This is a genomic window from Nannocystis bainbridge (assembly GCF_028368995.1).
Taxonomy (GTDB): Bacteria; Myxococcota_A; Polyangia; order Nannocystales; family Nannocystaceae; genus Nannocystis; species Nannocystis bainbridge.
In genome coordinates this window covers 4,418,931-4,441,209 of record NZ_JAQNDL010000001.1, presented here as the reverse complement: position 1 = coordinate 4,441,209, position 22,279 = coordinate 4,418,931, and the positions used below count along the sequence as shown (strand labels likewise).

Sequence of the window (22,279 nt, the reverse complement as noted above, 5' to 3'; positions counted from 1 at the left end):
GCTCCCGCCGGCGCCACGACGGCGGCGTGCGACGGCGCTAGACCCTCACTGCCGCCGGTGCTACGTCCGCAGCGTGCGTCCCCTCCTCGCCCTCGTCCTCGCGTGCAGCGCGTGCACGGGCGCGACCGAGAAGTCACGCGCCGCGTGGGACAAGGCGGTCAGCGGTCAGGGCGGCGCGAGCAAAGGCTCGGGCGGCAGCAGCGGCGGCCGGGGTACCCCCCGCGGCACGGGGGTGCGCGACAACTGGCAGGCGCTCGCGCAGTTCACCACCGACTCCAGCGAGATGCTGGCCGGCGGCTCGACCACGGTCTCGCTGCCGCGGCTGGCCAAGCAGCTGTGCGCCGAGGTGCCGGAGGCGCTGTCGGAGGACCCGCCGCCCGAGGCCGTGCGCTGCGCCCCGAAGTCCCCGTTCGCGGCGCTGGGCCACGAGTTCGAGCTCGAGCTCGGTCGCGACAGCACCATCGGCCTGGTCGCCCGCGAGCTGACGGATCAGGACAGCGGCGAGCTGGTCCGACAGATCTTGCAACGCCTGCGGGGCATCTGCCGCGAGCCGTGGGCCAACGCCGGCCGCGCAGACAACGCTCTCGCGGACTTCCATCGCTGCCCGACCGCCACCGGCGCGGAGGTCGTGGTCGGCCGCTTCCCCACCAACCTCGCCGCGGGCCAGTGGCACTTCTCGCTGGCTGTACTCGGCCCGGGCTAATATCCTCCGGCCACCCGTATGGACACCCTCTCCACCGCGCCCACGAGCCACGGCGGGCTGATCTTCCCGCTCGACATGTTCCGACCGACGGTGCTTGCGGCCGTGATCGCCGAGCTGCTGCTCGGCAAGGTCCGCAACATCCTCGACGCGACGCTCGAGATCTCCCGGCACCCGACGTCGCCGCTGGCGCTGGCGCGGATCCACGGCAACGTGGTCGGCGAGGACCCCGCCGAGTTCTGGCGCACCAACCCGGACATCGCGCTGGCCGCCAGCCAGGCGGTGCCGCGGCAGTGCTTCGTCTACTACGTGCGCTCCGGCCCCAACCGCCGCGAAGGCTTCCTCGTCGCTCAGCGCGGCCAGGCGCTGGCGGCCGACGACAGCGACCGCGACACGTCGGGTCAGCACTGGCCGGTCACGCGCCTGGTCGATCAGCTGCGGATCACCGTCGACGACCTGGCCAACGGCTTCGCCGGCGGTCCCCGCATCGAGCTGTCGCTGATGGAGCCGACCGGCAACGACCAAAACCTGCTGATGGCGCTGGTCGGCCAGCCGCCGGGCGAAGCCGGCGACGAGGAGCTCGACGACATGGGCGAGGAGCCGCCTCCGCCGCCCCCGCCGTCGCGCGGAGGCGGGCTCACGCAGGGCTTCTCGGCCCCGCCGCCGAGCGCCGCGGGTGGTTCGAGCCCCGTGAGTGCCACGAGCTCCGCGAGCCCCCCGAACCAGTCGGCCAAGGCTCCGGCCAAGGCGCCGCAGGTCACCGCGGCTGACGACACCAAGCGCCGCGCCAGCGAGCGAGCCGCCGAGCTGCAGGAGATGCAGGCCCGCAGCGAGAACGCCGCCAAGTCGCTGCGCTACGTCGAGGACGAGCGCGGCCTCGTGGTCCTGGTCCCGGTCGAGCTGTCCGAGGCTTCGCTGCTCAGCAACTACATCGTGCCGGTGATCGAGAGCTCGCTGCCCGACGGTCTGCCGAGCGCGCTGCTGGAGACCCTCACCGGTCGCGCGATCGATTTCGCCGTCAAGGTCGAGTTCTTCAGCGAGGTGTTCGTCGACGCCCAGCCGCTGAACCGCCCCAAGTTCGAGGAGCGCGCCCGCGAGATCGATCTCGGCGGCACGAAGGTGAAGGCCCTCGAGGTCCTGGCCCCACGCCTCGGCATCGGCACGCTGCTGCGCCTCGGCAGCACCAACGTGTTCGTGTCCCGCCGCCCCGACGCGCCTCTGCCGGCGGAGCTGCTGCTCTCGCTGCTCAAGAGCTGAGCGCCGACGTTCGCCCGTGAGCCGACGGAGCGTCGGCTTGCGGTCGTTCGTCACGCGGTACAGCTCGCTTGCGCGGCTCGTCTCGAGCTGAGCGCCGACGTTCGCACTGGGCCGACGGGAGCGTCGGCTCGCGCGGTCGTTCTTCACGCGAGCACAGCTCGCTTGCGCGGCTCGTCTCGAGCGGAGCGCCGACGTTCGCACTGGGGCCGACGGGAGCATCGGCTCGCGCGGTCGTTCTTCACGTGAGCACAGCTCGCTTGCGCGGCTCGTATCGCTCTCGCTCGAGCGGCTCGTATCGCTCGCGCCACTCGACTTTCTCCGACAGAGATCGCCTCATCCATGCTCGTGCTCGCGCGAGAGCGGCCTCTTCGCGGGCACGCTCGCGCGACTGTTCGGGCCTCTGGCGCGCCCGCGATGCACCGCGGAGATCGCTTCGCATCCGTCGTTGAAAGGCCTCGGAGATCGCCTTTGAAGCGATCTCCAGTCGCGACGACGGCACCGGTCCCGGGGGTGGGGATCGGTGCCGCGTGTGGATAGCTGAGGAATTTTACCGGCGACAAACGGCACCGCCTCCCGGAGGGAGGAGCGATGCCTTGGCGGCGTCGGGGTTTACGCGGAGAGGTGAGTCTTGAGGCTCGACAGGATCGCCTCTTCGCGGGCGGCGATCGTGGTGTCGGCCGGGTCGCTGAGCTTGTCGCGGATCAGCGCCTCGAGGATCACCATGCGCTCCGGGTGCGGCGGCAGGTGCTGGGCGAGGCCCAGCTTGCGGCTGGCGAGCACCTTGAGGAACGGCTCGATTTTGCGGATCTCCTGGGCGATCCGCATCGTCGCTTCTTTGCCCTCGCCTCGGCGGATCTGGAACTTCGGGGCGCAGCGTTCGACCGCTGCGACCAGGTCGCGGGCCAGATCGACATCGACCTGGTCTTCGACTCCGAAGCTCGCCACGACGATGGGACGGCTCTGCGCCTTCTTGTTCCCCTCGCCGGACCACCAGACATTGTGCGCGATGGACAGGTAGGTCCTGCGCGACTCACCACAACGGACTTTGTTTCTCCGGAGATACATAGGAATAAACCTTCCTCAGGCAATCCAAGGTTGCGTGCGAGAGCCCGGCATCAGGCCGGCACTATTTTGGACGCAGGTGCCGGGTAAAACTTCAACCCTGTCCCCACGGTCTGTGCCCCTGTTTACCTGCATCCCAAGGCCCCCTGTGCCCACGAACACAAGGCTAGCGTTTGCGCCAGAGGGTCGCCAGAGATTTCCGACTGCTGCAGCCAAATTGCTCAATTTCCTTGGGTTTTTTTATGCGTTTTGGGACCGTGCGCGCCTCGCGCAACGCGTGATACCTGGGCCCACACGCCCAATGGCTCTAGAAATCGCAGTTCCGCGGCGTCCGCGGGAAGGGGATGACGTCGCGGATGTTCTCCATCCCCGTCACGTACATGACGAGGCGCTCGAAGCCGAGGCCGAAGCCGGCGTGCGGCGCCGTGCCGAAGCGGCGGGTGTCGAGGTACCAGCTGTAGTGCTCCGCGTGCAGGCCCGACTTGCGGATTGCGTCCAGCAGCACGTCGAGCCGCTCCTCGCGCTGTGAGCCGCCGATCAGCTCGCCGATCTTCGGCACCAGCAGGTCCATCGCCGCGACCGTTTTGCCGTCGTCGTTGCGGCGCATGTAGAACGCCTTGATCTCGGTCGGGTAGTCGGTGACGAAGACCGGGCGACCGACCAGCGTCTCGGTCAGGTAGCGCTCGTGCTCCGCCTGCAGGTTGGCGCCCCAGTGGACCGGGAACTCGAACTTCTGGCCCGAGGCCTCCAGCCGGCGGACCGCCTCGGTGTACGGCATGCGCTCGAAGCTCGAGTCGAGCACGTGCTGCAGGCGCGCGACCAGGCCCGGATCGATCTGCTTGTTGAAGAACGCGAGGTCGTCGGCGCAGCGGTCGAGCGCCGTGCGCATGAGGTGCTTGACGAACGCCTCCGCCAGCGTCGCGTCGTCGTCGAGGTCGCACCACGCCATCTCCGGCTCGATCATCCAGAACTCGGCGGCGTGCCGGCTGGTGTTCGAGTTCTCGGCGCGGAAGGTCGGGCCGAACGTGTAGATGTCCGACAGGCCCATGGCGAAGGTCTCGCCGTTGAGCTGGCCGGACACCGTGAGGAACGACGGGCGAGCGAAGAAATCCTCGTGGTAGTCGACCGCGCCCTCGGGCGTGCGCGGCGGGCTGTTCACGTCGAGCGTGGTGACGCGGAACATCTCGCCGGCGCCCTCGGCGTCGGAGCCGGTGATGATCGGCGTGTGCACGTACACGAACCCGCGCTGCTGGAAGAACTCGTGGACGGCCTGGGCGAGGGCGCTGCGGACGCGGAAGACGGCGCCGAAGGTGTTGGTGCGGGCACGCAGGTGGGAGATCTCGCGCAAGAACTCGAAGCCGTGGCGCTTCTTCTGCAGCGGGAAGCTCGAGTCGGCCAGGCCGACGACGATCACCTCGGTGGCCTTGAGCTCGACGCGCTGGCCAGCCGCGGGAGAGGCGATGACCTCGCCGACGATCTCGACCGCGCTGCCGGTCGTCAGCTTGCGCAGCTGCTCGTAGTTGGCGAGCTCGGGGTTGACGACCACCTGCAGGCTGGCGAAGCACGAGCCGTCGTGGAGCTCGACGAACACGACCTGTTTGCTGTCCCGGACGGTGCGCGCCCAGCCCTTGACGCGCACACCGGCGCGCGGGGGCTCGAGCTGGAGCACGTCGACGATCTTGGTCCGCGGGGTCTGCATGGCAGACGCGAGCGTAGAATTCCTGGCCCGGGGTTCGCAAGTGCGGTACAGCGACGACGCGCGCATGACCGCCGCCTTCGACCCGCCTGGCAGCGCCCGGAATTCGGCCCCGCCGTCGCTCTCGGCCGCGCCGCCGACCTGGCTGCCGATCCACGAGCGCTTCATCTCGTTGCAGGGTGAGGGCACGCTCGTCGGCGTCCCGAGCTCGTTCGTCCGCGTGTCCGGCTGCAACCTCCGCTGCGCGTGGTGCGACTCGCCCGGCACGTCCTGGGCGCCGTCCAGCCGCCGCGCCGAGCTGACCGAGCTGCTCGGCTTCTGCGCCGCCGGCCCGCGCCACGTCGTGCTCACCGGCGGCGAGCCGCTGCTGTACGCCGGGGTCGCCGCGCTCAGTCGGCAGCTGCGGGCGGCCGGGCATCACGTCACCGTCGAGACCGCCGGGACCGTGTGGCTCGAGGGCCTCGCCTGTGACCTGGTGTCGCTGAGCCCGAAGCTGCGTCACAGCACGCCGTGGGCCCGCGACCCGGCGCAGGCCGAGCGGCACGAGCGCACGCGGCTCCACCTGCCGGCGCTGGCGCGGCTGATGGCGAGCTTCCCGTGGCAGCTCAAGTTCGTCGTGCGCGCCGGCGAGAGCGCCGCCGACGTCGCCGAGATCGAGGCCCTGCTGCGCGAGCTCGCGGTGCCCGACGACCAGCGCGGCCGCGTACTGCTCATGCCCGAGTGCACCGACCGCGAGGCCCTGCCCGCGGCCTATCGCGCGCTCATGCCGATCTGCATCGAGCGCGGGTTTCGCCTCGGCGAGCGGCTCCACATCCACATGTTCGGTCACACCCCGGGCACCTGAGCCCGCGGCGCGGCGAAGAGGTAGAACTGGGCCGTGCTCTACCTCTGGCTCAAGGCGTTCCACATCATCGGCTTCGTCGCGTGGTTCGCCGGGCTCTTCTACATCTTCCGGCTCTACGTCTATCACGTCGAGAACCGCGACAAGCCCGAGATCACGCAGCTGCTGGCGATCATGGAGCGGCGGCTGTACCGCGGGATCTGCTGGCCGGCGATGATCTTCACCGCCACCTTCGGCGTCGCCCTGTTCGTGCAGATGCCGGGCTTCTACATGGCCCAGGGGTGGTTCCACGCCAAGCTGCTCGGGCTGCTGCTGCTCGTCGGCTATCACCTCTACTGCGGCAAGGTCCGCAAGGACCTCGCAGCCGGGCGCTGCAACCTGACCTCGCGGCAATGTCGGCTGCTCAACGAGGTGCCGCTCGTCCCGCTGCTGCTCATCGTGATCATGGTCGTGGTGAAGCCCCACCTCGGCGGCTGAAGCTCCGCGCGCCCCGGCCGTTTGCGCCCCTCCCGACGCCGCTCGGGTTTTTTTTGCTATCCTGCCGGTGATGGTCGCACGCCTCCGCCGCGCGTCGTCCTGCCGCCTGCTGGCGCTGGTGGCGTGCGCGTGGCTGCCGGCCTGCGAGGGCACCGACGCCTCGTGCGCCGGGCTCGCCGAAGACGGCCTGCTGGTCACCGCGTACATCGACCACAACGGCAAGCTGGCGCGCACGGAGATCGAGATTCGCCGGCTCGACGACGACGCCGGGCTGGCGCTGGCGCTGTGCAAGCGCAGCTCGATCGCGGTCGACGGCGTCACGGCCACGCGCGTGCGCAAGCCCAGCGGCTCGTACGTGTACAAGACCGAGACCGTCGACCGGGCCAAGGGCGGCGAGACCGTGAAGCACGAGCTGCGCCTGCGCGACGACGACGACGACGAGGCGATCTATTCCATCTCGGTCGAGGCGCCGGCGTTCGAGATCACCGCGCCCACGGCCGGCGCCAAGCTGCCGCGCGCGCAGGCGTTCGAGGTCGCCTGGACCCCGGCGCGGGCCGGCGCGACGATCCTCGCCCGCATCGACGACGCGATCGACGGCGTGACCTGCCTGGCCGCGCCGATCGTGCTCGAGCTACCGGACGAGGGCGCGGCGCAGGTGGCCCCCGGGCAGCTCAAGACCGGCCTGACCCGGCCCGAGCCGTGCAGCGCGACGCTCCGCCTGTCGCGGGTGGCCACCGGCGCGCTCGAGCCCGTCAGCGGCGACTCCCGCCTCCACGCCGACAGCCGCGCGCAGGTCGCGACCTGGCGCGACCTCAAGTTCACGTCCGACCCTTGAGACACCCCATGAAGCTGCCATCCAAAGGCGTCCTGATCCGGCTCTGCATCTACGTCCCGCTGCTCGCCTACTTCGGCTACATGGCGTGTCAGAAGTACAAGGAGGAGCAGGCCGAGCAGGCCGAGCAGAACGCCGCTCCGGTGCTCGACGGGCCCAAGCACACCTTCACGCTGCCCGACGGCAAGTCGGTCGAGGTCGTCGAGATCTCCGAGGACCAGGCGCGGCAGATGGGCCTCGACCCGGGCGCCCGCGGGCCGGCCGGCAAGGCCGAAGCGCCCGCGAAGCCGCCAGACGCGGCAGACGCCAAATCGCCCCCTCCGGCCCCCACACCGGCGAATTGACCGACTCTGCACGATCGCGTAACCCTCGTGGGCCATGGAGCAGAAGGACTTCTTCAAGCTGTCGGCGAAGGCGCTCGAACACATCGACGCGCACCTCGGCGGGCTCGAGCTCGAGGAGCTCGACGTCCAGCTCGCCGGCGACGTGCTCACGCTCTCGTTCAAGGACGGCGGGCGCTTCGTCATCAACGCCCACAGCGCGGCCGGGCAGATCTGGATGGCCGCCGGCACCACCGCGTGGCACTTCGATTTCGTGCCCGAGCAAAACAAGTGGATCGCCCGCAAGACCGACGACGAGTTGATGACGACCGTCGCGCGGGTGGTCAGCAAGAAGCTCGGGACCGAGGTGTCCCTTTGACCAGGTGACCGCGTGCGCGAGGTCCGACCTTCCTCGGCGGCTCTGGGCCTCGTCGCGGCGTTCGCCGCGGCCTGCTCGCAGATCACCTCGGAGACCGAGCTCCGCACGATCGTTCGCCCCGACGCGCAGCCGCTCTTGAGCGAGGAGCGGGTGGTCGCGGTGGCGGTCGAGGCCCGCTGGTCGCAGCGCGGGAGCACCCTCGAGGTCGAGCTCCGCGAGCTGCGGTCGTGCCGGACGGTGGCGCACCTGGCGGCGCGGCAGGAGGAGCGGATCGTCCGCAAGCCGGACGCGATGATCTACTTCGAGTACGGGCTGGCCGCGCTGGCGCTCGGGGCGGCGGCGCTGGCGTTCGCGCGGCCGGAGCTGTTCGCGGCCGAGCCCTCGTACGACGCCGAGCGCATGCAGTACATCCGCGATCCGAAGACGGGGCTGCGCATCGGCGGGGTGTTCACCGGCGTGGGCGTGGGGCTGTTGACGGCGGGGATCGTCGACAGCGTGCGGGCGCGCGACCGGGTGCGGGTGAGCGACGCGGTGGCGCTGCGCGAGGGTCCGGTGAAGCCGTGCGATCCGCCGAGCGGGCCGGCCAGCGGCCGCGCGGTCGAGCTGGTGCTCGGCGAGCGCGTGCTCGCCAGCAACGCCGACGCCGAGGGTCGGGTCCGCTTCTCGCTGCCGGCCGAGGACCAGACGAGTGAGCTGTCCCCGGAGACAGATCGCTCTCCACGCGCGCTGGCGGCGACGCTGCGGGTCGGGTTCGCGGGGGCGCTGCCGATCACCCTGGTGACCCCGTACGCGCACACGACGGACGCGCCGCACACGGGCACGGCGCATTCGGGGCCGCGATGACGAAGATCTGTCCACGCGTCGCTTCGGCGCGAGCGAGCGAGCCATGACTTCGGCGCTCGCGTACGTCGGCCTCGGCAGCAACCTCGGCGAGCGGCTCGATACGCTGCGCGGCGCGGCTGAAGCGTTGCGTGCCGGGGTGATCGCCGGGACCGAGCTGCTCCGTTGCTCGCCGGTGTTCGAGACCCGGCCGCTGGGACCGTCGCTTCACCCGTTCCTCAACGCGGTGGTCGAGCTGCGGACCACGCTCGCGCCCGCGGAGCTGCTGACCGGGCTGCTCGCGCTCGAGGCGCGGCACGGGCGGACCCGACGCGAGCGCTGGGAGGCGCGCACCCTCGACCTCGACCTGCTGGTCATGACCGAGGACGGTCGCTCGCTGCAGGTCGACAGCGAGCGGCTCGTGCTGCCCCACCCCGAGCTGGCCCGTCGCGACTTCGTGCTCGCCCCGCTGGCGGCGCTGCGCCCGGACCTGCGCCCGCGCGGCGGCGCCACGGCGGCCGAGCTGCTGGCCGCGCTCGCCCCGGAGGCCCGCACGATCCTCGCGCACGGCGGGCCCCCGCTGTGCTAGCTTCCTCGCGCCCAGGCGGATAGCTCAGCGGTAGAGCGGCGCCCTTACAAGGCGCGGGTCGCAGGTTCGAACCCTGTTCCGCCTATGAGAAGAGAAGAAGGGGCCGAGCGCGAAGCTCGGCCCCTTCTCTCGTTCCGGATGGCGTGACGTTCGCTCGCGCCGGAGAGGCCGCTCGGATGTCTCTTCGGACATGTCATCGCGTGCCGAGGCTGATCGCGCGCTGAGTCTCGAGGACAGAGCCAGCTCGCGAAGAGAGGGCCGAGCGCGCGGCGCTCGGCCCTCATCATATGTCTTGAAGGACATGCCCTTCAGAGCATGCCCTTCGGAGCATGCCCTTACGGGCAGGGGAAGATCGCGTCGAGGGCGAAGATCGCGTCGGTGACCTCGTCGGGGCCCGGGGCGTCGGTGGTCCACAGCGCGGCCAGCTTGCCGGCCTCGGCGGGGTTGCGATCCTGGGCCTCGCGGTTGAGCACGGGGCCGGCGACCTGCAGGAACGCCCAGTGGGCCTGGGTGTCGGCGCTGCTGCAGGAGGCGTCGACGTACTGCTGCATGTGGTCGCGGACGATCACCGCGTAGCCGCGGTGGAGGCCCTGGTCGAGCTGCTCCCAGCCCTGCGCGAACAGCTCCTGCTGGTCGTCGGGCAGGGTCTCGAGCAGCGGGTACATGCCGCCGTCCTGGGCGATGTCACGCCAGCAGCGGGTGGCCAGGATGCCGTCGTGGATCCGCTCGTGGGCGTTGCCGCTGATCGCGTCGACCTCGGCGGCCATGCCGATCGGGGCGTCGATCGCCTCGCCGCCGGTGTAGTAGGCCCAGGCCGAGTCGCAGTCCTTCGGCGCGACCGTGGCGCAGGTGTTGGCCTCCTTGTACACGGAGAGGTAGAGGAACCAGAGCAGGCCGCCGTGGATCCGCGCCGCGTGGATCTTGGCGTCGCCCTCGCCGGCCTGACCGGCGGCGAACGCCTCGTCGACCAGCGGCTTCATCGCCGCCGGGCCGACGCAGCGCTCGGCGTACTTGGTGGCCAGCGCCTCGACGGTGCACTGCTTGTCGGCGTCGACCTGCGGGTCCCACTCGGCCTCGGGGATCGGCGGGAAGTGCAGGTCCTCGCGGCGGACGAGCCGCGACTCGAGGCCCTCGGGCAGCACGTACTCGCTGCGCGCGGCGGTGAAGTCGGCGGGCGTCGGGTCGGCCTTGCGCCACAGCAGGTCGGCGATGTTCTCGTAGGCGACGATGCGGGCGATGGTGCTCGGCGGGTTGTCGACGAGGGTGTACGGGCCCGTGTCGGACACGCACGCGGGCCACTCGTCGTCGGCCGAATTGTTGGTGCGCGGCTGGTAGTCGGTGGCGAGCGGCTCACAACCCGACTCGTCGATCGCCGGGATGTCGAGGCCGTCGCAGGCGCTCTCGGTGGTGGTGCCCGGATCGGTCGTGCTGGTCGGCTCGTCGGTCGTCGAGGTCGGCGTGTCGGTCGTCGAGGTCGGCTCGTCGGTCGTCGAGGTCGCGTCGGTCCCGTCGGTCGTCGCGGTCCCGTCCGTGGACGCGGTCCCGTCGGTCGTCGGGTCGCTGGTCGGCGAATCGGTGGTGTTCGGGTCGTCGGCCGGACAGGCCGTCAGCGCCATCAGGGCGGTGCAAAGGGCTAAATTTCGCATGGGGAAAAACTCGCGGTGGATTCACGAGCAATTATCCACCTCGTTTTTCGCCACACCACAGCAGTTCCACGCTGCGAAAATTCGAGGGGATCCACTCGGCGCGAAACCGCGTTCGAGGCGCCCTGAGGAGCGGTCCAGACCCTGCCCGAAGGTCTACGCGTCGGGCGAGACGAGGCCGATGCGGATGGCGTGACGCACGAGGCCGGCGACGTGGTGCACGTCGAGCTTGGCCATGATGCGGCCGCGGTGACCCTCGACGGTCTTCACGCTGAGACTGAGCTGGCGGGCAATTTCCGGGCTGGAGCGGCCCTCGGCGACGAGCTGGAGGATCTCGCGTTCGCGATTGGTGAGGGCGTCACCCGGCTGCGGCTCGCGCCCGCCGGGCCGCGCGTCGCGGCGCGAGTCGTGGAGCACGATCTTGGCGATCGAAGGGCTGAAGAAGGCGTCGCCCTGCGAGACGGCCTGGATCGCGGCCACCAGGTCGGACAGGCCGCTGCCCTTGAGCAGGTAGCCGCTGGCGCCGGCGCGGATGGCCGGGCGCACGTACTCCTCGCCGGAGTGCATCGACAGGATGAGCACCTGGGTGGCCGGGAAGTCCTTGCGGATCGCTCGCGTGGCGTCGACGCCGTTCAGCTCCGGCATGCCGAGGTCCATGATCGCGACGTCGGGCTTGTGGGCGGCCACGGCCTCGACCGCGGCGCGACCGTCGGCGACTTCGGCGACGACCTCGATGTCGTCACGCACGTCGAGCAGCGCGCGCAGGCCCTCGCGCACGATCGTGTGGTCTTCGGCGAGGACGACCCGGATGGTCTTCTTGGTGCTCACGCTCGCAATGTATCACGCGACGACCACGGCCGAGTCGTCGCCGTCGTCGCTCAAAGCCCGCCGCGGCAGCTCGACGCGGATGGCAGTGCCGGCTCCCGTCGAGGTGTCGATGCGGAGGTTGCCGCCGAGCAGCTCGACGCGCTCGCGCATGCCGACGAGCCCTCGACCGCCACGCCCCTCGCCGCGCTCGCCGGGGACAAACCCCCGGCCGTTGTCCCGGACCTCCAGCACGATGTGCGCGGGCTCGACCCTCAGGACCACCCGCAACTCGCTGGCTGCGGCGTGGCGCGCGGCGTTCGTCAGCGCCTCCTGGGTCACCCGGTAGCACACGCTCTCGAGCGCGGCGGACAGCCCGCCGTCAGGCACCTCGAGCTCCCGCCAGATCTCGAGGTCCTCGCGCTCGAAGTCGTCGCACAGCCGCTCGATCGCGGCGACCAGGCCGACGTCGTCGAGGATCGCCGGGCCCAACATGCTGACGGCGCGACGGATCTCCTCGAGCGTCGCGTCGACGATCGTCAGGGTGCGCGCGGCCATCTTGGCGGTCTTGCTGTCGGGCTCGGCCAGCTCGACCATCAGCTGCACGTTGATGCGGATCGCCGTGAGCGCCTGGCCGGCCGAGTCGTGCAGCTCGCGGGCGATGACGCGCCGCTCGGCCTCCTGGAGCAGCACGGCGCGGGCCGACAGCTCGCGCAGCCGGCCCTCTTTTTGGCGCAGCTGCTCGTAAGCCTCGCCGAGCTGCGACGAGCGCTCGGCGACCTGTTGCTCGAGCGTCTGGTTGAAGCGGGCGAGCGCGGCCTGGCTCTGCTCGATGCGCCGCTCGGCGCGGGTGATCGCGCCCAGCGGGATGAAGTAGAGCAGACCGGCGAGCCCGACGCCGAGCAGGCCGAACGGTCCGAGCAGCAGCAGCGCGGCGTTGCGGGCCTCGGCCAGGCTGACGGCGACCCACGCGTGGCCGACGACCTCGTCGTTGAGGATGATCGGCGCGGCCTCCCAGGCGAGCGGACCAGCGGCGGCGGGGCTGGCGATCGGCTCGGGGTCGAGGGGGATCCGCACTCCCGATCGATCGGCGATCTCGATGCGAGCGGCCCCCGCGTTGTCGACGTAGGCGCGCAGATGGGCCAGCAGCTTGCCGGCGTCGTAGCGCCACAGCACCGGCCGCTCCTGGACCTCACGGGCGATCGCGTCGGCCGCCTGGACGGCGGTCGCCCGCGCCTGCGAGCGCAGCCCGCGAGCCTGCAGGGTGGCGTAGGCCAGCGGCGCCGAGGCCGAGACCAGCACCAGCAAGAGCACCACCAGCGGCACCATGCGCGCCGAAAGATAGCGGCGCAGACCGACCTTGCTCGAGCGGAGGTGGCCCTCGGGCGCTGGCCTCTCAGACATGCGCGCCTCGCTGGTCGTGCATCATGCTTCGAAGGACATGTCCGTGAGAGCATGCCCCATCGGACATGGCGACGAGAACATGTCCCTTCGAACCTGCGCGGAGGGTCATTGGATCTCCGGCAGCGGGATGTAGCCGTGGGCCTTCATCAGGGCGATGCCCTCTTCGGAGCGGGCGAAGCGGATGAACTCGGCGGCCAGGCCGGTCGGGGCCTCGAGGCCGGCGAAGGCGAGGTCCTTTGAGAAGGGGTAGCGGCCCGATTGCACGCTGGCCTCGCTGGGGGCGTAGCCGTCGAGCTCGAGCGCGCGGAGGGGCAGGCGCTGGAGGCTGATGACGCCGACGTCGAGCAGGCCGATCGCGCCGGGGGTGATCGCAAGCGCCTCCTGCATCGCGCGGTCGTGGACGATGACGCGCCAGCGGTGCTCGCGGTAGGCGGCCTCGTCGGCGGCGGCGAAGGCCGGCAGGGCGGCGGCGACGGCGGCGTGGCCGGAGTCGCCGCGCTCGCGCTGCAGCACGGTGATCGGCGCGCCGTCGGACCAGCGGGTCTTGCGACCGGCGAAGATGTCGGCGAGCTCGGTGGTGGAGATCGCGGTGTCGGGGACGGACAGGTTGACGGCGACGACCACGGGGACGCGGGCGTAGGGGATCGCGTCGACGCCGATGTGCAGCTCGCGGTCGCTCAGCGGGCGCGAGATGAGCCCGAGGTCGACGACGTCGTCGTAGACGGCCATCACCCCGCCCGTCGAGCCGATGCTCTCGAACACGACGATGTGGGCGTCGTGGCCGCGCACCACGAAGGCGTCGGCGAGGGCGCGCGTCAGCGGGATGTTGCTGCCCGAGCCGGCCAGGTGCAGCACGCCGTGCGGCCGCGGGGTCGAGCGCTGATACAGCTGCGAGTTCTTCGGGACATGTCCCTCGAGGAAGGGCTCGTCCGAGCCGGCCAGCAGCGGGGCGACGAAGCCGGCGGCGAGGATCGCGACCCCGGCCACCCCGAGCAGCACCGCGACCCACAGGGCCACGAGCGACGCGGAGGCGCGCGAGTCGGCGGCTGGCTCGGCCATGGCGTGGGTGTACTCCATTTAGAAGCCGACCTCGACGAGCACGTTGAGCCCGCGACCAGGGCCGTTGATGCTGGAGCCGTGGTAGCGGTAGGCGGCGTTGGTGACGTTCTCGAGCACGAGCACGACGAGGGCGTGCTGCTGCAGACGGTAGCCGGCGCGTAGATCGAGCACCGCGAACCCGGGGGAGCCTCCTTGAGGGATCCGCTGGTCGTTCTTGTCGGTCTCGGTGAGCCGCGTCTGCGGCCGGGCCCAGCGCAGGGCGGAGCTGGCGAACATGCCGTGGCGGTGGCGCCAGCTGATCTCGACGGTACCGTTGAGCGGGGGGATCCGCGACAGGGGCACGCGCGCGGGCTCGAGGCCAGAGACGGGGTTGGGGCCGTCGCCCCAGGTGTAGGCCGCGGTCGCGCGCATGCCGAAGCCCTTCGGCAACAGCAGCCGCACGGCGCCGTCGAGCCCGCGGATGTGGCTGGTGCCGGCGATGTTGGCGAGGGTGACGTTGTAGACCGCGGCGCCGCAGAGGTTGTCGTCGGGCGGGCACTGGTCGCGGTCGAACCGGACCCGCGTGATCAGGCGATCGATCCACGACTGGAACGCGAACAATTGCAGCTGCACCCGCGGGCGCTCGACGCGAAAACCTGTCTCCAAGGACAGGGCCCGCTCCGGCCGCAGGTTGGGGTTCTCGTACTGCTGGCCGGCGCCGGTGGCCTGACGGCTGGTGAGGTCGTCGAGGTTGGGCGCGCGGAAGCCTTGGTCGAGGTTGGTGATCCAGCGCAGGCCGTCGACGAGCCGCACGGCGATCCCGCCGCCGCCGACGCCGCCGCCCCAGGTCTGATCGATCGGCCGCCGGCCGACCCTCGGGTCGAGGTTGCCGGGGGCGTTGGCGACCACGAGCGAGCCGCGACCGCCGGCGCGCAGCTCGACGCGGTCGAACAGGCCGAGCGTGGCCTCGGTCCACAAGCCGGAGGTCAGGTAGCGGCTGCCGCTGGCGTACTGCGAGGTCGACGGGGTGGTGATGCCGACGTCGAGGAAGGTGTTCCAGGCGTGGCTGCGCAGGGTGTCGAAGTAGGCGTCGAGGCCGTAGTGGACCTTGAAGTCGACGCCCCGGGCCAGCTCGAACCGCTTGGTGGCGATGTTGAGGCCGGTGCCGAGCGAGTAGACCTCGTCGCGGCCGATGATGCGGTAGGTCGACTCGGCGCCGCGGTCGAACCGGCGCCGCTCGTGCTGGTGCTGATAGCTGAGGGTCCAGCGCACCGTCTCGGCCGCGGCCGGGCCGTCGCTCACGTCCCAGGCGCCGTAGACGAGGGTGCGGAACTGTTCGTCGTACCACAGGCACTCGCTCTGCGGCGCGGTCACGGGCGGGCAGCGATCGGTGCGCGGGGCGTCGAATTGGCGATAATCGTAGTAGCCGAGCGTGAGGCGGTGCTTGTCATTCACGCGATAGACGAGGCGCGCGTCGGCGGTGAACTCGCGGAAGCCGGTGCCGCGCTGGGTGACGCCGTCGGCGGCGAACAGCGGCGACTTGACGGGCTGGCCAGTGGCCGGCGACAGCACCTTGCCGCCCGATCGCAGCAGGCCGACGTCGCGGTAACCGACGCCGCCGAACAGGCCGACCTTGCCCTTCCAGCCGACGTCGAGCTGGGCCCGCCCGCCCATCTCGCCGTCGGCGGTGCCGCTGCGCAACATCGCCTTGGAGTGGCCGTACCAGCCGCGGCGATTGCCGAGCTCGAGCGACGGATCGATCGGCGTGGCCAGGAGGGCGCCGCCCATCGCGTCGGAGCCGTAGCGGGTGGAGGCGGCGCCGCGCAGGACCTCGAGCCGCTGCAGGGTGCGCGAGTCGATGGTGAAGAAGTACTGGTTGGGGCCGTAGCGGAAGGTGCTGTTGTTGAGGCGGATGCCGTCGAACATCATGACCGTCTGCTGGCCGGTCAGGCCGCGCACGTACGGCGAGCCCTGGCCGTGCGCGGTCTGCTGGACGTAGACGCCGGGCTCGAAGCGCAGGGCGTCAGGGGCCGACCGCGGCAGCCGCTCCTCGAGGTCGCGTCGGGTGACGACGCTGGCAGCCCGCGTGTCGTGGCTGTCCTGCGCCCGCGTGTCGCGGACGGTGGTGCGCCCGACGGTGCGCGCCTGCTCGGCGGCCGCTCGCGTCAGGCGAGTCGGCGCGGCAGCAGGCGGCGCAGGACCCTCCGGGACAGGTCCCTTCGGACCTGTCCCTTCGGGCATGGTCCGAAGGACAGGCGCTGGTGCGGCCGCGACCGGACGCGCCAGCACCACGAGGGCAGCGACGACCAGCCACGACGAACGGAGGGGGGAGACCACCGGGGCGGCGGATTGTCGCGCCATGGTTGGCTCAGGGCAAACTCTCGTGAATGGAGCAGGTGGATCCACTCGTATGACCAGCGCCAAAGCGCGCGCATCGGCTCGTCAAACCGCGAAATCAGCGGCGCATCGGCGCTGGGTCGCCGTCTGCGCCCGTGAGAATCACCTGCGCTCTGCGCGGCGCGACGCATCGGCGCGACGCATCTGGAGATCCACGCGCACTGCGTGGTGCAGACGATCGCGGCTGCGTCGCTGCGCGACTCAGGGGTTCGGCTCGTCGCCCGGGTCCGGCTTGCGCAGCTCGGCGAGCAGGGCGGCTTCGGGCGTGCCGGGCGCGGGCTCCTCGGCGTAGCCCCACTGCACGTGCGGCGGCAGCGACATGAGGATCGACTCGGTGCGGCCGCCGGTCTTGAGGCCGAACACGGTGCCGCGGTCGTAGAGGAGGTTGAACTCGACGTAGCGGCCGCGGCGGAGCTCCTGCCAGCGGCGCTCGTCCGGGCCGTACGGCGTGGCCGCGTGTCGGCGCGCGATCGGCAGCCAGGCGTCGAGGAAGCGCATGCCGCCGTCGCGGATGAAGCGGAGCAGGTCGTCGTCGTGGCCGGGGCGCGTGGGCTCGACGAACAGGTGGTCGAAGAAGATCCCGCCGACGCCGCGCGACTCGCCGCGGTGCTTCAAATAGAAGTAACGATCGCACCAGTCGCGAAAGCGCGGGTAGTCGCCGATGCCCGGGTGCGCCTCGCAGAAGCGGCGCCAGACGTCGTGGAAGTGCGCCTTGTCCTCGGGGAAGTAGTAGTACGGGGTCAGGTCGGCGCCGCCGCCGAACCACCGCCGCTCGCCCTGCTCGATGTAGCGGAAGTTGGCGTGCACGGTCGGCACGAACGGGTTCTTCGGGTGCAGCACCAGCGAGACGCCGGCGGCGAAGAAGTTGGCGCCGGTGCCGGCGAGCTGGCTGGCGAACTGCGGGTTGAGCTCGCCGAACACGGCCGAGGTGTTGACGCCGCCCTTCTCGATGACGTCGCCGCGGATCACCCGCGTGAGGCCGCCACCGCCGCCGGCCCGGTCCCAGGCGTCGCTGACGAACGCCCCGCTGCCGCCGAACTCACGCTCGAAGGCCTCGACGGCGGCGCAGATGGTCGACTGGACCTCGGTGACGGCGTCGTGCGCGCGGCGCTGGAACTCGCTGTGAAACTTGGTCGCGGACCCCACGCGGCGAGTGTAAGCCGCGTCCCCGGCAGGCGCGCACGCGCACGTTCTGCGGTACGCTCACGCCGTGGCGCCGTCCGAGCTCGCGGCCGAGATCCCGATGTCGACCGAACGCCTGCGCCTGGCCGTGACCGGGCTGGGCGGGATCGCGGGCGCGCTGGTGCTGCCGATGCTTTCGTCATGGCTCGGCTTGCTCATGCAACTGCTCGAGGGCGACCGCGGCGGCCTCGGCCCGCGCCCGCGCCTGTCGGGCCTGTCCGCGCTCAAGGCGCTGGCGCTGACGGTGCTGCTGGCGTTCATCGCCGTGAATTGGCAGAAGGCCGCGGGCGAGCTGCGACAGATGCAGGCCGAGGCGCCGATCCTCGGCTCGACGCTGGCGGGCTTCGGCGTCGGCCTGGTGTTCTGGGCGATCTACGCGCTCGGGATCTCGTCGCTGCGCGCCGACTTCGAGCGCGCGCGCCTCAGTCGCCGGATCGGCGGCCTGCTGCGCTGACGCGCGCCTGCGCGCCCTCCCACGTGCGCGAGAGTTTGCCAAGATGCCGGGCGTGAGCGCGGCGCAGCCTCCCCCGCCGACCCGCGAAGACGCGGCCACGCTGGTCGCCCCCACGCTCGCCGACGCGATCACGCTCGCGGCCGGGTCGGAGCTCGAGCCGCCGCGCGAGCTGCCGGGGCGGATCGGTCGCTTCACGATCCTCCGCGAGCTCGGCGCGGGCGGGATGGGCGTGGTCTATGCGGCCTACGACGAGCAGCTCGACCGCAAGGTGGCGATCAAGCTGCTGCGCGGGGCGGGCGACCTGGCCACGTCGCAGGGCCACGCGCGACTGCTGCGCGAGGCGCAGGCGCTGGCCCGCCTGTCGCACCCGCACGTGGTCGCGGTCTACGAGGTCGGTAGCTTCTCGGAACATGTCTTTTTGGCCATGGAGTACGTGCAGGGCGCGAGCCTGCGCGGGTGGCTGGAGGCGGCGCCGCGGCCGTGGCACGAGGTGCTGCGGGTGTTCACGCAGGCCGGTCGCGGGCTGGCGGCCGCCCACGCGGCGGGCCTGGTGCACCGCGACTTCAAGCCCGACAACGCGATCGTCGGCGACGACGGGCGCGTGCGCGTGCTCGACTTCGGGCTGGCGCGCGCGCCGATCGTCGAGGCTTCGGAGCCAGCCGCTGAAGAGCCGACGGCGACGACCGGGCGCGTGACGCTGGGCTCGCAGTTGACGGTGGCCGGGGCGGTGGTCGGGACGCCGGCGTACATCGCCCCGGAGCTCTACATGCGCCTGCCGGCCGATCCGCGCTCGGACCAGTTCGCGTTCTGTGTCGCGCTGTGGGAGGCGATCTACGGCCAGCGCCCGTTCCGCGGCGCGACCCTGCAAGCGCTGGCGCTGGCGATCTGCGAGGGCCAGCCGGTCCCGCCGCCGCCGGGTCGCCGCGTGCCGGCGTGGCTGCACGCGGCGCTGGTCCGCGGCCTCGACCCCGACCCCGCGCGCCGATTCGCGACGATGGACGCCTTGCTGGCCGTGCTGGATCGCGACCCCGAGCGCGCCCGCGTCCGCCTGCTCGGCGCGGCGGTGCTGCTGGGCGTGATGGCGATGGTCGGCTTCGGGCTGCGCAACCTGGCCGGCAGCCGCGGCGAGCTGTGCACCGACGGGGCGGCGAAGATCACGAGTATTTGGGGACAGGAACAAAAGGACAGCCTGTCGGCGGCCCTGTCGGCGTCGGACCTGGGCTACGCGCGCGACCTCGGGTCGCGGATCGGCCTGCGCCTCGACGCCTACGCCGCGGCGTGGGCAGCCGCCCACCGCGACGCGTGCGAGGCCACGGCGGTGCGCAAGGAGCAGGCGCCGGAGCTGCTCGAGCTGCGCATGGCCTGCCTCGAGGATCGCCGCAACGCGCTGGCGGAGACGGTGGCGCTGCTGCGCGAGGCCGAGGCGCCGACGCTCGAGCGCGCGGTCCAGGCGGTCGAGGGCCTGCCGGCGATCGAGCCGTGCAGCAACGCCAGCTATGTGCGCGCGGAGCACCCGCTGCCGGCGACCGCGGCCGAGGCGATCGCCGAGGCAGGGGCGCGCAAGCGGTTCGAGCGGGTGGCGGCGCTGGTCCACGCCAACCGCGGGCGCGAGGCGGAGCTCGAGCTGCAGCAGGTCGAGCCGGAGGCGCTGCCGCAACACCTGGGGCCGGAGCTGCTGCTGGTGCGCTCGCAGGTCGACATGGCCAACGGTCGCCGCGCCGCCGCCCGCGACGACGCGGAGCAGGCTTACCTGGCGGCCCGCCGCGCCGGCGATGATGCGGTCGCCCGCCGCGCGGCGCTGCAGGTGCTCAATCGACTCGACCACGACCAGCGCGCGCGGCCGGTGTGGGACCTGTGGTCGCGCCTGGCAGAGACCGAGGTGACCCGCTCGGGCTCGCTGCGCGATCGCCTGTCGCTGCAGCTCGCGCGCGCCAACTACCTGCGCACCGCGACGACCGAGTACTGGCGCGCCCACGACCTGCTGGTACCGGCGCTCGAGCAGTGCGAGGCCGACCGCGAGTGCCGCGACTCGACCCTCGGCCCGTATCTGATGAACGGCCTCGGCATGGTCTACACCGAGCTCGGTGACGGCGAGGCGTCGCTGGCGCTCAACCGCCGCGCGCTGGCCCGCTGGATCGAGATGTTAGGGCCGCGGCACCCGGTCGTCGGCGGCTCGCTCGACAACGTCAGCGGCGCGCTCGAGCTGCTCGGCCGCTACGAAGAGGCGGCCAGCGTCGAGGAGGAGGCGCTGGCCGTGCGCCTGGCGGCGTACGGACCCGACGCGCCGGTCGTGGCCGAGTCGTACAACAACCTCGCGTCGGTGTTGATGCAACTCGACCAGGTGCCGCGCGCCGCCAGCTACCTGCGCGAGACGGCGCGGATCGAGGAGGAGGCGTACGGGCCCGAGGCGCCGGAGCTGGCGGTGACGCTGATGAACCTCGGCAGCGCGCTGCACAAGCTCGGGCACCACGAGGAGGCGCTGCGGCTGCTGCTGCGCTGCGAGCAGATCCAGCGCGTGACGCTGGTGCCGTACCACGCGGAGACGATGTACGCGCAGGCACTGCTGGCCAGCGTGCTGCTGGTCCGCGGCGATCTCGAGGGCTCGGAGCGCCACTTCCTCGCGGCGCTCAAGGTGATCGAGCTGCGCCGCGAGCCCGACTTCATCAACGCGGCGATGGTGCAGCAGAACTACGCGCTGCTGCTGCGCAAGCTCGGCCGGGCCGGGGAGGCGCGCACGCTGTTGACGCGGCTGCGCGAGCGGCTGGCGCAGCGGGTCGGAGAGTCGCACGTGTACCTGGCCGAGCTCGACACGGCGATCGCGGGGGTCGAGCTGGCGCTCGGCGACGCCGCGGCAGCGGAGCAGCGGGCGCGCCAGGCCATGAGACTCCAGGACGCTTCGATGGCGGCGGACGACCCACGCCGGTTCGAGACGCTGGCGATCCTCGCCGAGCTGCTGCGCGAGCGCCGGCCCGCCGAGGCGGTGGCGCTGACGGAGCAGGCGCTGCCGATGGTGGCGGCCGCCCTGCCCGCGCCGGAGGTGCTGGCGGCGCTATACGAGACGCTGGCGATCGCGCTGGTCCACAGCGGCGGCGACCGCGAGCGCGCGCGCGAGACCGCCTGCGTTTACGATCAACTGCTCCGTCGCGCGGGCGACACGTCGGCCGCCAGCCGCGCGCCGCTGCGAGCGCTGAAGCTGCTGACGCCGCCGTGCCCGTGAGGCGCGAGGACGCGTCACCGGGGCGTGATCCACGGACACCGGGCGACCCGGTCCTCCGCTGCGAGCGCTGAGGCTGCTGCTGGCCCGCGGCACGGGCGTCGGAGCGCCGCAGATCTGCCGACCGCGGCTGCGGTCTTCGTTTATGTCCTCGGGGACATTGTCTTTACGACATGTCCTTTACGGCATTCCCCATGGGACATGTCTGTTCAGACATATCATGAACGAAGGCGCGCGCGTCGAGGTTCATGCCCGCAGCAGGCCGACCACCACGAGCGCGAGGCTCCACAGCACGCACTGCAGGTGACCGGCGCCGGCGGTGAGGAGGATGAAGCGGCGGCACTCGTCGCGCTGCTCGGCGTCGGCGCTGCCGAGCAGGGGCACGGCGGCGGCCACCAGCGCCAGCGCGGGGGCGGCCAGCAGGGCCACGCCGACGATCCCGAGGCCGGGCACGACCAGGCCGCCCATCAGCGCGGCCATCACCAACAGTTCGAGGCTGTGACGGCGCGCGGCCCACTGCCCGCGGCGGACCGCGTAGCTGCGCTTGTCGGTGGCCCTGTCCGAAGGGACATCCGGCAGCGAGGTGAGGATGTTGCCGACCACGCCGATCAGGAACAGCGGGGCCAGCGCGAGCCACGGGAACGCCGCGAGCGAGCCGGCCTGGACGTAGAAGCCGAGCAGCGGCAGCACCACCCCGGTGCCGAGGCCCTGCACGACCTCGCCGCCGCCGCGGTACGAGAGGCGCAGCGGGGCGAAGTTGTAGGCCCACACCAGCAGCGCGGCGACGGCCACGAACGCCGGGGTCCACGGACGAGCTGTCCACAAGGCCAGGTAGAGCGAGAGTCCGGACAGGCCGACGAGCGCCAGCCAGGCGGCGTCGCGCAGCTCGCCGGGGCGCAGACGGCCGTCGGGCAGCACCCGCGAGCCGCCGGAGAACTCGTTGTAGGTGCGGTTGGCGGCGTCGCTGTCGCGGTCGGCGTAGTCGTTGCTGAAGACGATCACCAGCAGCAGCAGCGCGGCGAACATGTGCAGGGCGTACAGGGTCGGCAGCGAGAACGCGCCGGCGTACGCGAAGGCCAGCGCCTGCCCGAGCCACAGCGGGACGACGAGGTTGACCTGGGCCAGCGGTCGGGTCGCTTGCAGCCACGCGGCTGGGTCGAACATGGAGGCG

20 protein-coding genes and 1 tRNA gene are annotated in these 22,279 nt (G+C 71.6%); 12 read left to right on the top strand and 9 right to left on the bottom strand.

The window, feature by feature from the left end:
- Positions 1-73: 73 nt before the first annotated feature.
- The gene (locus POL25_RS17385; protein WP_272087159.1) at positions 74-703 is read left to right on the top strand and encodes a hypothetical protein; all 630 of its coding nucleotides are present in this window, start codon (positions 74-76) and stop codon (positions 701-703) included.
- 18 nt (positions 704-721) lie between these two features.
- The gene (locus POL25_RS17380; protein ID WP_272087158.1) at positions 722-1,957 is read left to right on the top strand and encodes a hypothetical protein; all 1,236 of its coding nucleotides are present in this window, start codon (positions 722-724) and stop codon (positions 1,955-1,957) included.
- A gap of 609 nt (positions 1,958-2,566) precedes the next feature.
- Here the strand turns inward: POL25_RS17380 and POL25_RS17375 are convergent.
- Both POL25_RS17375 and asnS read right to left on the bottom strand, forming a co-directional pair.
- Positions 2,567-2,902 carry a hypothetical protein gene (locus tag POL25_RS17375; protein WP_267742441.1) on the bottom strand — a complete coding sequence of 112 codons (336 nt, stop codon included), beginning with the start codon at positions 2,900-2,902 and terminating at the stop codon, positions 2,567-2,569.
- Between the two features lie 424 nt (positions 2,903-3,326).
- Positions 3,327-4,718, bottom strand: a complete 1,392-nt coding sequence (asnS, locus tag POL25_RS17370; protein WP_272087157.1) for an asparagine--tRNA ligase — start codon at positions 4,716-4,718, stop codon at positions 3,327-3,329.
- A gap of 64 nt (positions 4,719-4,782) precedes the next feature.
- Here asnS and POL25_RS17365 point away from each other — a divergent pair, with 64 nt between their 5' ends.
- The 8 genes from POL25_RS17365 to POL25_RS17330 all read left to right on the top strand — a co-directional run bounded on the left by POL25_RS17365 (position 4,783) and on the right by POL25_RS17330 (position 9,057).
- Complete coding sequence (locus POL25_RS17365; protein ID WP_272087156.1) at positions 4,783-5,559, top strand: 7-carboxy-7-deazaguanine synthase QueE; 777 nt, start codon at positions 4,783-4,785, stop codon at positions 5,557-5,559.
- 33 nt (positions 5,560-5,592) lie between these two features.
- Positions 5,593-6,033 carry a protoporphyrinogen oxidase HemJ gene (hemJ, locus tag POL25_RS17360; RefSeq protein WP_272087155.1) on the top strand — a complete coding sequence of 147 codons (441 nt, stop codon included), beginning with the start codon at positions 5,593-5,595 and terminating at the stop codon, positions 6,031-6,033.
- Positions 6,034-6,103: 70 nt separating this feature from the next.
- On the top strand, positions 6,104-6,868 hold the full coding sequence (locus tag POL25_RS17355) for a hypothetical protein (protein ID WP_272087154.1): 765 nt from the start codon (positions 6,104-6,106) through the stop codon (positions 6,866-6,868).
- An 8-nt stretch (positions 6,869-6,876) separates the two neighbouring features.
- On the top strand, positions 6,877-7,209 hold the full coding sequence (locus tag POL25_RS17350) for a hypothetical protein (protein WP_272087153.1): 333 nt from the start codon (positions 6,877-6,879) through the stop codon (positions 7,207-7,209).
- A 34-nt stretch (positions 7,210-7,243) separates the two neighbouring features.
- Positions 7,244-7,564: an iron donor protein CyaY gene (gene cyaY, locus POL25_RS17345; RefSeq protein WP_272087152.1), complete on the top strand. Its 321-nt coding sequence runs from the start codon at positions 7,244-7,246 to the stop codon at positions 7,562-7,564.
- Between the two features lie 12 nt (positions 7,565-7,576).
- On the top strand, positions 7,577-8,407 hold the full coding sequence (locus POL25_RS17340) for a hypothetical protein (protein WP_272087151.1): 831 nt from the start codon (positions 7,577-7,579) through the stop codon (positions 8,405-8,407).
- Positions 8,408-8,450: 43 nt separating this feature from the next.
- Positions 8,451-8,972 (top strand): 2-amino-4-hydroxy-6-hydroxymethyldihydropteridine diphosphokinase, encoded by a 522-nt coding sequence (gene folK, locus POL25_RS17335; RefSeq protein WP_272087150.1) that lies wholly within the window; start codon positions 8,451-8,453, stop codon positions 8,970-8,972.
- A gap of 13 nt (positions 8,973-8,985) precedes the next feature.
- Positions 8,986-9,057, top strand: a tRNA-Val gene (locus POL25_RS17330).
- Positions 9,058-9,307: 250 nt separating this feature from the next.
- Here the strand turns inward: POL25_RS17330 and POL25_RS17325 are convergent.
- From POL25_RS17325 to hemF, 6 genes are all read right to left on the bottom strand, one after another.
- A complete protein-coding gene (locus POL25_RS17325) occupies positions 9,308-10,618 on the bottom strand; it encodes a hypothetical protein (RefSeq protein WP_272087149.1) in 1,311 nt (436 codons plus the stop codon).
- 153 nt (positions 10,619-10,771) lie between these two features.
- The gene (locus tag POL25_RS44380) at positions 10,772-11,443 is read right to left on the bottom strand and encodes a response regulator (protein ID WP_272087148.1); all 672 of its coding nucleotides are present in this window, start codon (positions 11,441-11,443) and stop codon (positions 10,772-10,774) included.
- 12 nt (positions 11,444-11,455) lie between these two features.
- Positions 11,456-12,823 (bottom strand): sensor histidine kinase, encoded by a 1,368-nt coding sequence (locus tag POL25_RS17315; protein WP_272087147.1) that lies wholly within the window; start codon positions 12,821-12,823, stop codon positions 11,456-11,458.
- A gap of 105 nt (positions 12,824-12,928) precedes the next feature.
- A complete protein-coding gene (locus POL25_RS17310) occupies positions 12,929-13,882 on the bottom strand; it encodes a PstS family phosphate ABC transporter substrate-binding protein (RefSeq protein WP_272087146.1) in 954 nt (317 codons plus the stop codon).
- An 18-nt stretch (positions 13,883-13,900) separates the two neighbouring features.
- Complete coding sequence (locus POL25_RS17305; RefSeq protein ID WP_272087145.1) at positions 13,901-16,222, bottom strand: TonB-dependent receptor; 2,322 nt, start codon at positions 16,220-16,222, stop codon at positions 13,901-13,903.
- Between the two features lie 237 nt (positions 16,223-16,459).
- Positions 16,460-17,404, bottom strand: a complete 945-nt coding sequence (gene hemF / locus POL25_RS17300) for an oxygen-dependent coproporphyrinogen oxidase (protein WP_272087144.1) — start codon at positions 17,402-17,404, stop codon at positions 16,460-16,462.
- Between the two features lie 64 nt (positions 17,405-17,468).
- Between hemF and POL25_RS17295 the strand changes: the two genes are divergently transcribed.
- The gene (locus tag POL25_RS17295) at positions 17,469-17,894 is read left to right on the top strand and encodes a hypothetical protein (protein WP_272087143.1); all 426 of its coding nucleotides are present in this window, start codon (positions 17,469-17,471) and stop codon (positions 17,892-17,894) included.
- A gap of 52 nt (positions 17,895-17,946) precedes the next feature.
- Positions 17,947-21,111, top strand: a complete 3,165-nt coding sequence (locus POL25_RS17290; RefSeq protein ID WP_272087142.1) for a protein kinase domain-containing protein — start codon at positions 17,947-17,949, stop codon at positions 21,109-21,111.
- Positions 21,112-21,354: 243 nt separating this feature from the next.
- Here POL25_RS17290 and POL25_RS17285 read toward each other — a convergent pair whose 3' ends face one another.
- On the bottom strand, positions 21,355-22,272 hold the full coding sequence (locus tag POL25_RS17285; protein ID WP_272087141.1) for a prenyltransferase: 918 nt from the start codon (positions 22,270-22,272) through the stop codon (positions 21,355-21,357).
- Between the last annotated feature and the right edge of the window lie 7 nt (positions 22,273-22,279).

Bases quoted from the DNA above. Each gene is read 5' to 3' on its own strand.
- POL25_RS17380 (WP_272087158.1), top strand. From the start codon at position 722: ATGGACACCCTCTCCACCGCGCCCACGAGCCACGGCGGGCTGATCTTC.
- asnS (WP_272087157.1), bottom strand. From the start codon at position 4,718: ATGCAGACCCCGCGGACCAAGATCGTCGACGTGCTCCAGCTCGAGCCC.
- POL25_RS17365 (WP_272087156.1), top strand. From the start codon at position 4,783: ATGACCGCCGCCTTCGACCCGCCTGGCAGCGCCCGGAATTCGGCCCCG.
- POL25_RS17355 (WP_272087154.1), top strand. From the start codon at position 6,104: ATGGTCGCACGCCTCCGCCGCGCGTCGTCCTGCCGCCTGCTGGCGCTG.
- POL25_RS17350 (WP_272087153.1), top strand. From the start codon at position 6,877: ATGAAGCTGCCATCCAAAGGCGTCCTGATCCGGCTCTGCATCTACGTC.
- cyaY (WP_272087152.1), top strand. From the start codon at position 7,244: ATGGAGCAGAAGGACTTCTTCAAGCTGTCGGCGAAGGCGCTCGAACAC.
- folK (WP_272087150.1), top strand. From the start codon at position 8,451: ATGACTTCGGCGCTCGCGTACGTCGGCCTCGGCAGCAACCTCGGCGAG.
- POL25_RS17325 (WP_272087149.1), bottom strand. From the start codon at position 10,618: ATGCGAAATTTAGCCCTTTGCACCGCCCTGATGGCGCTGACGGCCTGT.
- POL25_RS17315 (WP_272087147.1), bottom strand. From the start codon at position 12,823: ATGTCTGAGAGGCCAGCGCCCGAGGGCCACCTCCGCTCGAGCAAGGTC.
- POL25_RS17310 (WP_272087146.1), bottom strand. From the start codon at position 13,882: ATGGCCGAGCCAGCCGCCGACTCGCGCGCCTCCGCGTCGCTCGTGGCC.
- POL25_RS17305 (WP_272087145.1), bottom strand. From the start codon at position 16,222: ATGGCGCGACAATCCGCCGCCCCGGTGGTCTCCCCCCTCCGTTCGTCG.
- POL25_RS17285 (WP_272087141.1), bottom strand. From the start codon at position 22,272: ATGTTCGACCCAGCCGCGTGGCTGCAAGCGACCCGACCGCTGGCCCAG.